The sequence below is a fragment of the Serratia sp. (in: enterobacteria) genome (assembly GCF_051654945.1).
In the GTDB taxonomy this organism is placed as follows: Bacteria; Pseudomonadota; Gammaproteobacteria; order Enterobacterales; family Enterobacteriaceae; genus Chania.
Genome location: NZ_JBOFZA010000043.1, coordinates 85,039 through 98,004 on the forward strand (window position 1 = coordinate 85,039; position 12,966 = coordinate 98,004).

Sequence of the window (12,966 nt, forward strand, 5' to 3'; positions counted from 1 at the left end):
ACATGACTGAAAGCCAACAAAAGGGCTCAATCTGGACCAAAATCCATATCGACCCCACATTCCTGTTGTTTATTCTGGCCCTGCTGGTCTACAGCTCCGTGGTGATGTGGAGCGCCAGCGGCCAGGATATGGGCATGATGGAACGCAAAATCGGTCAGATCCTGATGGGGCTGATCGTAATGGGCGTGATGGCGCAAATCCCACCGCGGGTTTATGAAAGCTGGGCGCCTTACCTGTATATTTTCTGCGTGATACTGCTGATCCTGGTGGACGCCTTCGGCCAAATCAGTAAAGGGGCACAACGCTGGCTGGATTTGGGCTTTGTGCGCTTCCAGCCTTCGGAAATCGCCAAGATCGCCGTGCCGCTGATGGTCGCTCGCTTTATGAACCGTGACGTGTGCCCACCTTCGCTGAAAAACACCGGCATCGCGCTGGTGCTGATCTTCTTGCCGACCTTGCTGGTTGCCGCACAGCCCGATCTGGGGACGTCGATCCTGATCGCCGCTTCCGGCCTGTTTGTGCTGTTCCTGTCGGGGATGAGCTGGAAGTTGATCGCCGTAGCTGCCGTGGCGTTGGCTGCCTTTATTCCCGTCCTGTGGTTCTTCCTGATGCACGGCTATCAGCGTGACCGCGTGATGATGCTGCTCGATCCGGAAAGCGATCCATTGGGGGCGGGTTATCATATTATTCAGTCGAAAATCGCCATCGGCTCCGGCGGGCTGTCAGGGAAAGGCTGGCTGCATGGCACGCAATCCCAGTTGGAGTTCCTGCCGGAACGCCACACCGACTTTATCTTTGCGGTATTGGCAGAAGAGCTAGGCCTGATTGGCGTGCTGGTACTGCTGTTGCTGTATCTGCTGGTGATTATCCGTGGGCTGATGATCGCCGCCAAGGCACAGACCACCTTTGGCCGCGTGATGGTCGGTGGGCTGATGCTGATCCTGTTCGTCTATGTGTTTGTTAACATTGGTATGGTCAGTGGTATTTTACCGGTAGTTGGCGTACCTTTGCCTTTGGTCAGTTACGGGGGTTCGGCACTGATCGTACTCATGGCTGGGTTCGGCATCGTGATGTCGATCCACACGCATCGGAAAATGTTGTCTAAAAATCTATAAGAGGTGTGCAATGCGTAAGGAATGGCTTTGGGTCGGCGCGGTTGCTGCTGCGGTATTACTTTCCGGCTGTGTGACCACGACGGAAGAAACACAGGCACCGGTGCAACAGGCCTACAACGGCCCGGTGACCGAAATCGGCGGCGTGGAGCCTCACTATGAACCCTATAACCCTGGCACGATGCAGGATTATAAGGTTAATGGCGACACTTATCGTATCGTGCAGAACCCGCAGAACTTCTCGCAAACCGGCCTGGCGGCCTGGTACGGCGAAGAGGCCAACGGTAACACCACCGCCATTGGTGAACAGTTCGATCCCAATGCGCTGACCGCTGCGCATCCGACCTTACCCATCCCAAGCTATGTGCGCGTCACCAACCTGGCCAATGGCCGTCAACTGGTGGTGCGCGTAAACGATCGTGGCCCTTACACCCCAGGCCGGATTATTGATCTGTCCAAAGCCGCGGCCGATCGCCTCAATCTGTCTAATAACACCAAGGTAAAAGTCGACTTTATCAGCGTCGCCCCAGACGGCACCCTGAGCGGCCCAGGCACCGTGGGTACCGTCGTCGCCAAACAGAGCTACGCCCTGCCTCCACGCCCGGATCTCGATTCCGGCGGCGGTATGGACACGCAGATGCAGCAAGCCGCACCGGTTGCCGCCCCTGCCGTGCAAACGATGGACAGCAACAGCATGAGCGGTAATGACAATATCCCTGCCGCCTCCAGCGGCCGCAGCGGCGGTTTCCTTGGTGCACCGCAGCCGTTAGCCCCTGGCGTCTTGGAGGGTACTGAACCTCAGCCGGTGATTAGCGCGCCAACTGCCGCCCCGGTCGTGGCCAGCGCCGCGGCAACCAGTAGTGCCAGCGGCAGCTATGTCGTCCAGGTAGGTGCCCTGAGCAATGCCGAACGTGCGCAAAGCTGGCAACAACAGCTGAGCCAGCAGTTTGGCGTTCCCGGTAAGGTTGACGCCAACGGGGCCGTCTATCGCGTGCAGCTTGGTCCGTTCAGCAATCGCCAGCAGGCAGCGCAATTGCAACAGCGCCTGGCCAGTGAGGCACAACAACAGTCCTTTATTACCGCTGCACCCTAGCCGTGAAACTTGGCTGGGCTAGGCCGCCGACAGCAGGTCGTTTACCTTCCTGAAACATTTTCTTTCAGGTAAATCTGTGTAAACCCCCCTCTGTCGGCCGAATGGCTAATGCCTGCCAAGGCCCCGTCTGCTATAGTGTGACTCGTTTTTTCACTTAACTTTTACGGTGTTGTAGTCCCGATCATGAAACAGGTAACCTCTTTTCGCTTAATCAAAAGCCTCACGCTTGGCACGGCCATCGCGCTCAGCGCAGCGTCAGTTGCCCACGCAGACGACGTTAATATTAAAACCATGATCCCGGGTGTGCCGCAGATTGATGCCGAGGCCTACATCCTGATTGATTACAACTCCGGTAAAGTGTTGGCGGAATCTAACGCCGATGCACGTCGCGACCCAGCCAGCCTGACAAAAATGATGACCAGCTACGTCATCGGCCAGGCGCTGAAATCCGGCAAGATTGGCCAGGAAGATATGGTTACCGTCGGTCAGGACGCCTGGGCCACCGGCAACCCGGTGTTCAAAGGGTCCTCTCTGATGTTCCTCAAGCCGGGTGACCGCGTACCGGTTTCCAAGCTGACCCGTGGTATCAACCTGCAATCCGGTAACGATGCCTGCGTCGCGATGGCTGACTACGTCGCTGGCAGCCAGGATGCGTTCGTTAACCTGATGAACACCTACGTTAAGCAACTCGGTTTGCAAAACACCCATTTCCAGACCGTACACGGCCTGGATGCTGAAGGTCAGTTCAGTTCGGCGCGTGATATGGCGTTGATCGGCCAGGCGCTGATCCGCGATGTGCCGGACGAATACGCTATCTATAAAGAAAAAGAGTTCACCTTTAACAATATCCGTCAGCTGAACCGTAACGGTCTGCTGTGGGATACCAGCCTGAACGTCGATGGGATCAAAACCGGCCATACCAACGCGGCGGGTTATAACCTGGTGGCGTCGGCAACCGAAGGCCAGATGCGTCTGATCTCCGCCGTGCTGGGTGGCCGTACCTACAAAGGCCGCGAAACCGAGAGCAAGAAACTGCTGACCTGGGGCTTCCGCTTCTTTGAAACCGTCGCGCCATTGAAAGCAGGCAAAGAGTTCGCCTCTGAACCCGTGTGGTTCGGTGATGCCGATCGCGTAGAGCTGGGCGTAGACAAAGATGCCTACCTGACCATCCCACGCGGCCGCATGAAAGATCTGAAAGCCAGCTACGTGCTAAATACGCCGGAAATCCATGCCCCACTGGCCAAAAACCAGGTGGTCGGCACCATCAACTTCCAACTGGATGGCAAAACCATCGATCAGCGCCCACTGGTGGTGCTGAACGAAGTGAAAGAAGGGGGTTTCTTCGGCCGTATCGTGGATTATATCCGCCTGATGTTCCATCACTGGTTCGGCTAACCCTTGAATCGGCTGATTTCAGCCCCATATAACAATTAACACTAACTCCCGCTCCGGCGGGAGTTATAATTTAGAGATCCGCCACAGCTGGAGCGCACCCACATGCAAAAAACTAAACTGAACGAACTGCTCGAATTCCCTTGTACCTTTACCTACAAGGTAATGGGCCTGGCACATCCCGAGCTGGTAGACCAGGTGGTTGAAGTGGTACAGCGCCATGCTCCAGGGGATTACAACCCGCAGGTTAAACCGAGCAGCAAAGGCAACTACCACTCCGTTTCCATCACCATCACCGCCACCCATATCGATCAGGTGGAAACGTTATATGAAGAGTTGGGCAACATTGAAATTGTCCGTATGGTGCTGTAATTACAGCATAACTCCCTGCCAGCCAACCTGGATCAACGCCACCGTTGCCCGGGTTGCCCTGGTTCGCCAGGGATAAATGCTGGTCGCGGGCCGGAGCGCCCGGTATAATGTTTTTACCACTTCTGTAACCTGACGATGCCCCGCTTGCAACACAATACGATCATTCTCCGTCAGCTGGGGTTGCAGCCCTATGAGCCTGTATCCCAAGCCATGCACAGCTTCACCAATCACCGCGACGAGTCCACGCTCGATGAATTGTGGCTGGTGCAGCATCAGGCCGTGTTCACCCAGGGCCAGGCCGGTAAGGCAGAACATCTGCTGATGCCTGGCGATATCCCGGTGATCCAGAGCGATCGCGGCGGCCAGGTCACCTATCACGGCCCCGGCCAGCAGGTGCTATACGTGATGGTGGATCTTAAACGCAATAAAGTGGGTGTGCGCCAACTCGTCACGGCCTTGGAAGAGACCGTTATCAATACCCTCGCCCATTTCAAGATCGAATCACGCGCGCGCCCGGATGCGCCCGGCGTGTACGTGGGTGAACAAAAGATTTGTTCATTAGGTTTGCGGATCCGCAAAGGCAGCTCATTTCATGGCCTGGCCCTGAATGTCGCCATGGATCTCACCCCTTTCCAACGCATCAACCCTTGCGGTTATGCCGGAATGCAGATGACACAAGTCAGCGCGCTGGCACCAGGTGTCGGGATTGCCGATGTGCATCCCCTTCTGGTACAGGAATTTGTACATTTACTCGGCTACCAGACGGTCGAGCTTCGTAACTGGAACCTGCACGATTATGAGTAAACCGATTCAGATGGAACGCGGCGTTAAGTACCGCGATGCAGACAAAATGGCGTTGATCCCGGTAAAAACGGTGGTCACCGAACGCCAGGAGCTGTTACGCAAACCCGAGTGGATGAAGATCAAACTCCCTGCCGACTCTACGCGCATCCAAGGTATCAAAGCCGCGATGCGTAAAAACGGTCTGCATTCGGTGTGCGAAGAGGCTTCATGCCCGAACCTGTCTGAGTGCTTTAACCACGGTACCGCCACCTTCATGATCCTGGGTGCCATTTGTACCCGCCGTTGCCCATTCTGCGACGTGGCCCACGGCCGCCCGGTAGCCCCCGATGCCAACGAACCGGAAAAACTGGGGCAGACCATTGCCGACATGGCACTGCGCTATGTGGTGATCACCTCGGTTGACCGTGATGATTTACGTGACGGTGGCGCACAGCACTTTGCCGACTGCATTACCGCCATCCGTGCCAAAAGCCCGAACATCAAAATCGAAACCTTGGTACCAGACTTCCGTGGCCGTATGGATCGTGCTCTGGAGATCCTCACCGCCACTCCGCCAGACGTATTTAACCACAACCTGGAGAACGTGCCGCGAGTCTATCGCCAGGTACGCCCAGGGGCTAACTACGAGTGGTCATTGAAGTTGCTGGAACGCTTTAAGGAAGCCCACCCGTCGATCCCAACCAAATCGGGCCTGATGGTTGGCCTGGGTGAAACCAACGCGGAAATCGTGGAAGTGATGCGCGATCTGCGTCGTCATGGCGTCACCATGCTGACGCTGGGCCAGTATCTGCAGCCAAGCCGTCACCATCTGCCCGTGCAGCGCTATGTCAGCCCGGCGGAGTTCGACGAAATGAAAGAAGAAGCGATGGCAATGGGCTTTACCCATGCTGCCTGCGGCCCATTTGTGCGCTCGTCCTATCATGCAGACCTGCAGGCCAAAGGGCTGGAAGTGAAGTAAACGCGGTAATCTTTTGTTACGCTTCGGCGGTTAAAAACGCTAAAAACGGATGTCCTTGCGGCATCCGTTTTTTATTGGTTAACAGCAAACGGCGTTAGACGTCTTTCTTTTCGACGCTCTGCTGTACCACTGGGGTTTCAGCCGTGTTCTGTGCCGGAGGGGTGTCGTCACCCACCGCTTTTTTAAAGCCTTTCAGCGCCGCACCCAGATCCGCGCCCAGAGTACGCAGTTTGCTGGTACCGAACAGCAACACGATCAACACCGCAATTACCAGTAGCTTGGTAATACTGATACCTTCCATATTCACCTTCTTTATTCATTAATGGCTGCAAGGGCGCAGCGCGGGAACAAACTTTGTCTGCAGGTATTTAGCGACTTTCTCGCGGTTGAAACAACAACAACATGTAACAGGATGAGATCTACCCGAGATGTTCTATGCTTAGATTATAGGGCATATATTTTACTCCTTTGCTTTTTTCCAGCGCCAGCTCGGTTGCTCAGTTCATCACAGGGAAACATTGGATGCCAACAGCTCCATCGGCTATTAACACCCGACGTTCAGGCCTCAACTTCGCCAGGCGACTCTACCTGCCACGTATTGTCGGCCTGGGGATTGGCTTCTTTTGCGTATTCACGGCACTCTACCCGCTGCACCCGCCGATTGGCGTGTGGATACTGTTGGTGATTAACGGCTTTATCTGGCCACATATCGCTTATCAGTGGGCCATCCGCAGTGAAAATACCTATGCCACCGAGATCCGCAACCTGCTGATCGACGCACTGCTGGGCGGTATGTGGATCGCCATCATGCAATTCAATGCACTGCCTGCGGTGGTGATCCTGTCGATGATGGGAATGAACAATATTGCCTCCGGCGGGCCTTCCCTGTTTGTTAAAGGACTGGTGGCACAAATCGTCGGGGCGCTGGCAACCAGTGCGCTGCTGGGGTTCCCCTTTACGCCACAATCTACGCCGTTGCAGGTTTATCTGTGCCTGCCAATGATCTTCATCTATCCAATATTCCTGGGCTACGTGACCTATCAAACCGCCAAACGGCTGGCAGAAAAGCAGCAGGAGTTATTGCGTATCAGCATGCGCGACGGTTTGACCGGCCTGTATAACCGCCGCCACTGGGAACACCTGCTGCATAATGAGTTCGATAGCTGCCGACGCTATAACCACACGGCGACGCTGATCCTGATGGATATTGACCATTTCAAAGCCATCAACGACACCTTTGGCCATGGACTGGGGGATGAGGCGCTGATCGTGCTGGCAGAAGAGTTGGTGCTGGGACTACGGGCGGTGGATATCGTTGGCCGCTATGGTGGTGATGAATTTGGCGCGGTGCTGCCCAATACCAGCGCCGAACAGGCCAGCCTGGCACTCCACCGCATTCAGCAACGCCTGAACGAAGTGGTTTTCCGTGAAGCTCCGGGACTAAAGTTGAATATCAGCGCTGGAATCGCCGATTATCAGTCCGAGATGCCCGGCTACCAAGAGTGGCTGAAAGCCGCCGATATCGCGCTGTACAAAGCAAAAAACAATGGCCGTAACCGCCAGGAACGAGCCGAACATCAATGCTAGCTCACTAGCTTATTAAGTTGGTAGATTAATCAGTTGGTAAAGTTACAAGGTGAGGGGGCTGAACGTGCCACAAATTAGCGCTTGTTTATGACTACGGCTCAGGACTAGCCCGCTCTCCCTAAACCAGAGTTAATGGGATACCCCGCTGGTATCGCGGGAGAGTGTTGGGGTGAGGGGAAATAACAACACCAGTGAACAGTTTCTCCGATTTCACCCGCCACTACAAAACGTCAACAACAAGGTGTAAAATCTGCCAGGCGCGATCGCTTCGTGCCAACAGACGGAGATGACATTCCTCCATAACCGCCTTCGCAGGCTGATGATGTCTACGTAACCTCTCAGAGAGGTGCGTAGGCCTGTGCCTGAACCTTTCTGAACATCTTCCCTCTTTATGAAAGGGTTTTAACACCATGTTGAGTTCTTTACTGGCAGTTTTTATTGGCGGTGGTTTGGGTAGCGTGTTGCGTTGGGCGGTAAGTCTTAAGCTCAATCCTCTGCATCAACATATTCCGCTGGGTACCTTGACGGTCAACCTGGTAGGGGGCTTTATCATCGGCCTGGCATTGGCATTGTTTACCCGTATGACGCACATTGATCCGATGTGGAAACTACTGATCACTACTGGCTTTTGCGGCGGGCTGACCACCTTCTCCACCTTCTCGCTCGAAGTAGTTTATCTGTTGCAGGACGGACGCCTGGTCTGGGCCGTCACCAATATGCTACTCAACCTGGCGGGTTCGCTGGCCATGACCCTGTTGGCCTTTATGCTGGTCAGAGCGTTCTACGGCCAATAAACTCGCGCAGCTTAATGTTGTCTTAAGCTGCCATCGGGATAATCCTCGCTCAGTAACCTGGCCTGAGTGAGGAATTGAATGTTTAGCCTGCCAAAAACCACCACTGAATGGATTGTCACCTTAGCGTGCGCGCTGATCGTGCTGGCCTTCATCAAGCTTTATCTGTTTCAGTAGATCTTCCCGCGGTCTGAAAAAAACGCATAAAAAACCCGCTCATGGAGCGGGTTTTAACAATTTTGGCTACTGTAGCTTAGATAGCGATAACGTTAGCAGCAGATGGCCCTTTGGCACCGTTCGTGATTTCAAATTCTACACGCTGGCCTTCAGCAAGAGTTTTGAAACCATTGCTAGCGATGGCAGAGAAGTGAACGAAAACGTCCTTGCTACCATCTTCTGGAGTAATGAAGCCGAAACCTTTAGATTCATTAAACCACTTAACGCTACCTTTAATCTTAGACATCAAACATACCTTTAACGTGAATGTAAGACACAGAATGTGTGTCCAATACAGTACAGCAATTAGACGGGATTTTGTCCACAACACAGATCACATAAAATCGATAAAAAGTGAAAAAGTCGGTTATTTGCGATGTAAATTGATGTCCTCGGTTACCAGAGATTGCCAAAGCAGCCCGAACCGCCAAAAAACCGTTGAGTCACCGATGAAACACCGCTCCTCTGTCACTGCGCGGCATTACGCGCTATCATTAGCGCTGTTACGAACGACCTGATGAGAATGACCATGAACGGCAAGATAACGACTTTTTTTGAGGACAAAGGCTTCGGTTTTATCACCGACGAGAACGGGGAAAATCGTTATTTTCACGTGATTAAAGTGCAAAACCCAGAGCTGATTAAGAAAAACGCGCTGGTGACTTTTGAGCCGACCAATAACACCAGAGGGCCATCGGCCTATGCGGTGAAGGTACAGGCGCCAAGCAAGTACATCACCATTGCCAACGAGAGAATTAAAATCTCCAGCATCAAATCCTTCACTACCTTTACCAAAGAAGTGCCGGTCAAGGTGGAGGTTGATAAAGAGAATACCGTGCTGTCCGTCGGGTTGCTGATGAACCGCATCCGCCCGCAGGTGGCCGAAGCACCGCCGCAGGCCACGGAAACGCTGCGTATGCTGTCGATCACCACCTTCCAGAACGCGACACATACCTTCTCCGAGCATGAAGTCGATATCGACGAAACGCTGGAAGCGTTAAACAACCTGTAACGCTGAAAACATTCAAAGCAATTTAATAGCACCTGTGTTAGCGTGGGTTTTCACCTGACACAGGTACGCACCATGTCTGAATCTACCAGCGTTAAAGGTTTCAATAACCGCACCACTCAAATTGCCTGCCCAAAATGTGCGTATGTCACAGATCAGCAATGTTCAAAACTGCGTAAACTCAGCACCCTGATTTGCCCTAACTGCGGGACACAATTCACGCCTAAACAGGGTTAAGAGGCTATTTGAATATCACATGGTTAAGGCCGTTACCGCTGACCCGGTTAAACGATTCGACGCGGTTACGCCCCTGGGATTTGGCGCGATACAACGCGATATCGGCCATATTCATCAACTGCTCCAACGACTTCATCTCATTTATCGCTAAACTCGCCACCCCCACGCTGATGGTGATCCGCAACGGTGCCTTACCGTTGGGGTTAAGTTCAGCGTTTTCTATCCGCTTGCGCAGATATTCCCCCAAAGCTACCGCCTGCGTTCCCAGCACCCGGGGCAGCATAATGGCAAACTCCTCGCCCCCCAGACGGCCAAATAACTGATCGTGGCGTAGCTCCCGCCGCAGAATATGGGCGAATGCCGCCAAAACGTGGTCACCGATGGCGTGCCCGTGGGTATCATTGATCAATTTGAAGTGGTCGATATCGATTAACAGCAGTGACACTGGCTCGTTGGCACGCCGCTTCTCCTCCAGCATTTCCCTGCCTTTACGCGTTAACGCACTGCGCGCCAACGCCCCGGTCAGGAAGTCGTGGTTGGCACTGTGTTCCAGCCGGCGTAGCAGTTTACGGCTCACGGCAATCGAGCTGGACAAGATCAATGGCCCCATCACCAGCATGGCAATCCCCAAGCGGGCCGACATCAGGGTATCCATCACCGCCCCACGCGATCCCGGCGTTTCATATAACATCAGATTGGCAGAAATGCTGACAATCTCCGTCACGCCAGTAAGAAACGTCAGCAAGGTGACGGTAAATAATTGGTAACGCACGGCGCACCATAGCAGTGCGGGAATGGGGAAGGCTATCGCGCCCGGCCCACCGATATACACGCTGAGCGTCAGCGAAAGCAACAGCGCCAGCAGAGGCATGCTGGCACGCCATTGCCAGCCAAATTGCAGGCGCAGCAGCTGCTTTAAACGTGGTGCGGCCAGCACCACCGGCAGGATTAACAGGTTGGTAGAGAACTGTTCGCTAAACCAGGATACCCAGGCAACGATCAGCGTATTGTTGTACTGGCTGTCCGTACGCAGCACCGAAAGCGTTGCCGACAAAGCGGCCCCCAGCAGGCAAGCGGTAAACATATAGAGGATCGCCTGGGGCTTACCCATACGGCGTTGAGACTTGGGTAACATCAACATCACGGCATAACCGGTGGCAATCAACGCCATATTGCAGGCATTCAGCCAAAGTGCCAATGGCCAGTTTTCACCGGTACTCAGATCGGCGGCGATCATGCCAAGGTAGGTTGCTCCCCAGCCCAGTGGCGTCGCATAGCCTGGTTTGCGCAGCATCAAACCAAGCAAAATGGCATTCACTGGCCAAAACAGCGAAAGTGACCCTAACGGGCGGGTAAAAATGCCAAATAAGGAAAGCAGATAGGCCAGTAAAAATACATTGAACAGCAGAACCGTCGCTGGCAAACGCTGTTTAACCTGTACTTCTTTGCTCATGAAATAACCCGCGAGGCAATGATAACAAAACTGACTATAAGCATGCTTTCTTTCCCCAAAAGTAACAATGAGCGACAGCACCACATTAAAATGATCAATCAAATCAATTAAAAAGCCGAACATGCCTTATTAGTTTAATTCGCCGTTGAAAATTAAAGCGATGTTCTCAAGACTCATCCGTTCAGCGAAAACGATTGTTAAAAGCATAGTCTAAATTGTTAACACCACAAAAATAGCCAACAAAGGGAAATTAAAGGGGAATAAATTAAGACTCTTCTCACTAGAGGATGGTTATTTTCCAGCAACGCTAACAGAAGCGCAATGGAAAAAGCCCGCAAAATGGCGTGGGCAGTCGCTAAATTGACAGTTACGACGCAGCTCAGAGGCCTGCGCGGTGGCTGATTGTAAAGCACCAAGCTTAAGCAGGCCTTGGGCGTAAAAAAGCCCGGCTAGGAACCGGGCACAAGGTTACGAAATGCAGTGTCAACCCAAACGGGCTAATAACCGGTTTATCATAACCTGCAATTGTGCAGAAAAAGTGGATCGCACCGGCCCCCCTCCCCGCTTGAACGGAAAAACCTCCCGCGATATCTCATCACTGTCGGGAAGGCTAACGCATTAAGCCAGCCTCTGGTTCAGGCAAAAAAAATCCCGCACAAGGCGGGATAAAGTCAAAGGGATGGTAATACACTACAGGACTAACACAACATCATCGGGCTGAAATCACTTTACCAGCGCGAGTGTATAGAATTGTCATGCCTGGGTAAGGATGATGCGACAGATGTAACGCTTGATGGAAGGCACTGACAAACCTGCGATTTTTCACTCTGGCAGGTGATTAATTGTAACCAATGGCAACATATTTTCTTTCACGCGTGTAGCGCGTCGATTGCCCCTTGCATAACAACCCTTGGCCCAAGCCATACCGCCGAAGTTTATTAACCTGTGATCCCCGCAACAACAAAAGTTAATTTGTAACAACACCGTTTCCAGTAAGAGCTATCTAATGTCTTATTCTACCGGATGGTGCTATATTTTTTCAGGCACAACTAAACCTACTTCATGATGGGAAGTATATGAAAAAAAATCGTTTTGGCGTTGCCGCGGCCGTTTTGGCTGCGGGTATGTTGTTGGCGGGATGTTCTTCCAAGGTCGCAGATTCCACCCAGTATTCTGGCTTCCTGCAGGACTACAGTAAACTGCAAAAAGTGACTACCCCCAGCGGGCATGAGGTGCTGCGCTGGATCTCCCCTGATTTTAAAGAGTCTAACTATCGTGGCATCTATATTGCCCCGTTGGTATTCTTCCCACCGGCCAAACCGACTGAGCGTGTAAGTCAGCAAACGCTGGATCAGATTAGAGAATACGCCAGCACCACGCTAAGAAATGCCGTGGCACAGCGTACTACCCTGCTGCCTAGCCCAGCAGGTAAACGTGTGCTGATCGCTAAAGTCGCCATTACCGCGGTCACCGCACAAAACGAAGATGTGCAATTCTATGAAGTGCTGCCTGTGACTGCCGTGATCGCCACCAGCATGGCGGCCAGCGGGCATAGAACGCAAGACACCGCGTTATTCATGGAAATCCAACTGGTCGATCAGGATACCGGTAAAACGGTGATGGCCGTAGTGCGTAAAAGCCTGGGTAAAACGGTCAGTAACGCAAACGCCCCAATCACCTTGGCCGACGTGAAGAAAGCCATTGATGATATGGTGACGGACATTGTGAACTTCCCTAAACAGTAAGTTGTGCGACAACCGATGGGGAATAGTTTCCCCATCGGCCTTCCTCTCCCACTTTCCCCATGTTATTTGTGAGCGCCATCACACCACCACCCTGCCAATAAACAAGTTGGGACAAATGTCCCGGCCAATATTCTAATATCAGAGCCAGCTTCCAGTTTTACCCTTCTTTTACTCTTGCCGTCGGACTGGCGTCCTGT

General features: G+C 53.0%; 14 protein-coding genes and 1 riboswitch. Of the genes, 11 read left to right on the plus strand and 3 right to left on the minus strand.

Annotated elements, in window-relative coordinates:
- The first annotated feature begins 2 nt into the window (after positions 1–2).
- The 6 genes from mrdB (at position 3) to lipA (ending at position 5,731) form a co-directional block, all read left to right on the plus strand.
- A complete protein-coding gene (mrdB, locus tag ACRDCA_RS06440; RefSeq protein WP_025123419.1) occupies positions 3–1,115 on the plus strand; it encodes a peptidoglycan glycosyltransferase MrdB in 1,113 nt (370 codons plus the stop codon).
- Between the two features lie 10 nt (positions 1,116–1,125).
- Positions 1,126–2,205: an endolytic peptidoglycan transglycosylase RlpA gene (rlpA, locus tag ACRDCA_RS06445; protein WP_438688780.1), complete on the plus strand. Its 1,080-nt coding sequence runs from the start codon at positions 1,126–1,128 to the stop codon at positions 2,203–2,205.
- Positions 2,206–2,388: 183 nt separating this feature from the next.
- Positions 2,389–3,600, plus strand: a complete 1,212-nt coding sequence (gene dacA / locus ACRDCA_RS06450) for a D-alanyl-D-alanine carboxypeptidase DacA (protein WP_438688781.1) — start codon at positions 2,389–2,391, stop codon at positions 3,598–3,600.
- Positions 3,601–3,702: 102 nt separating this feature from the next.
- Complete coding sequence (gene ybeD, locus ACRDCA_RS06455; protein WP_021180010.1) at positions 3,703–3,969, plus strand: DUF493 family protein YbeD; 267 nt, start codon at positions 3,703–3,705, stop codon at positions 3,967–3,969.
- Positions 3,970–4,104: 135 nt separating this feature from the next.
- On the plus strand, positions 4,105–4,773 hold the full coding sequence (gene lipB, locus ACRDCA_RS06460; RefSeq protein WP_025123416.1) for a lipoyl(octanoyl) transferase LipB: 669 nt from the start codon (positions 4,105–4,107) through the stop codon (positions 4,771–4,773).
- Complete coding sequence (lipA, locus tag ACRDCA_RS06465) at positions 4,766–5,731, plus strand: lipoyl synthase (protein ID WP_074027919.1); 966 nt, start codon at positions 4,766–4,768, stop codon at positions 5,729–5,731. Before lipB ends, lipA begins: the two co-directional genes overlap by 8 nt.
- 94 nt (positions 5,732–5,825) lie before the next feature.
- On the opposite strand, the gene tatA is transcribed toward lipA, so the two are convergent.
- Positions 5,826–6,032: a Sec-independent protein translocase subunit TatA gene (gene tatA, locus ACRDCA_RS06470; RefSeq protein WP_438688782.1), complete on the minus strand. Its 207-nt coding sequence runs from the start codon at positions 6,030–6,032 to the stop codon at positions 5,826–5,828.
- 221 nt (positions 6,033–6,253) lie between these two features.
- On the opposite strand from tatA, the gene adrA reads away from it, so the two are divergent.
- Both adrA and crcB read left to right on the plus strand, forming a co-directional pair.
- Positions 6,254–7,318, plus strand: coding sequence for a diguanylate cyclase AdrA (gene adrA, locus ACRDCA_RS06475; RefSeq protein ID WP_438688783.1), 1,065 nt, complete (start codon positions 6,254–6,256; stop codon positions 7,316–7,318).
- A 273-nt stretch (positions 7,319–7,591) separates the two neighbouring features.
- A riboswitch (Fluoride riboswitch) is annotated at positions 7,592–7,654 on the plus strand.
- A 74-nt stretch (positions 7,655–7,728) separates the two neighbouring features.
- Positions 7,729–8,112, plus strand: a complete 384-nt coding sequence (gene crcB, locus ACRDCA_RS06480) for a fluoride efflux transporter CrcB (RefSeq protein ID WP_438688784.1) — start codon at positions 7,729–7,731, stop codon at positions 8,110–8,112.
- A gap of 250 nt (positions 8,113–8,362) precedes the next feature.
- Here the strand turns inward: crcB and cspE are convergent, their stop codons facing one another.
- Positions 8,363–8,572, minus strand: a complete 210-nt coding sequence (cspE, locus tag ACRDCA_RS06485; protein WP_002210315.1) for a transcription antiterminator/RNA stability regulator CspE — start codon at positions 8,570–8,572, stop codon at positions 8,363–8,365.
- A gap of 282 nt (positions 8,573–8,854) precedes the next feature.
- Between cspE and ACRDCA_RS06490 the strand changes: the two genes are divergently transcribed.
- Both ACRDCA_RS06490 and ACRDCA_RS06495 read left to right on the plus strand, forming a co-directional pair.
- Positions 8,855–9,337 (plus strand): cold-shock protein, encoded by a 483-nt coding sequence (locus ACRDCA_RS06490; RefSeq protein ID WP_438688785.1) that lies wholly within the window; start codon positions 8,855–8,857, stop codon positions 9,335–9,337.
- Between the two features lie 72 nt (positions 9,338–9,409).
- On the plus strand, positions 9,410–9,571 hold the full coding sequence (locus tag ACRDCA_RS06495; RefSeq protein WP_438688786.1) for a YnfU family zinc-binding protein: 162 nt from the start codon (positions 9,410–9,412) through the stop codon (positions 9,569–9,571).
- Between the two features lie 4 nt (positions 9,572–9,575).
- On the opposite strand, the gene ACRDCA_RS06500 is transcribed toward ACRDCA_RS06495, so the two are convergent.
- Positions 9,576–11,024 carry a diguanylate cyclase gene (locus tag ACRDCA_RS06500; RefSeq protein WP_438688787.1) on the minus strand — a complete coding sequence of 483 codons (1,449 nt, stop codon included), beginning with the start codon at positions 11,022–11,024 and terminating at the stop codon, positions 9,576–9,578.
- A 1,076-nt stretch (positions 11,025–12,100) separates the two neighbouring features.
- Here ACRDCA_RS06500 and ACRDCA_RS06505 point away from each other — a divergent pair.
- Positions 12,101–12,769, plus strand: coding sequence for a DUF3313 domain-containing protein (locus tag ACRDCA_RS06505; protein ID WP_438688788.1), 669 nt, complete (start codon positions 12,101–12,103; stop codon positions 12,767–12,769).
- Positions 12,770–12,966 lie beyond the last annotated feature (197 nt).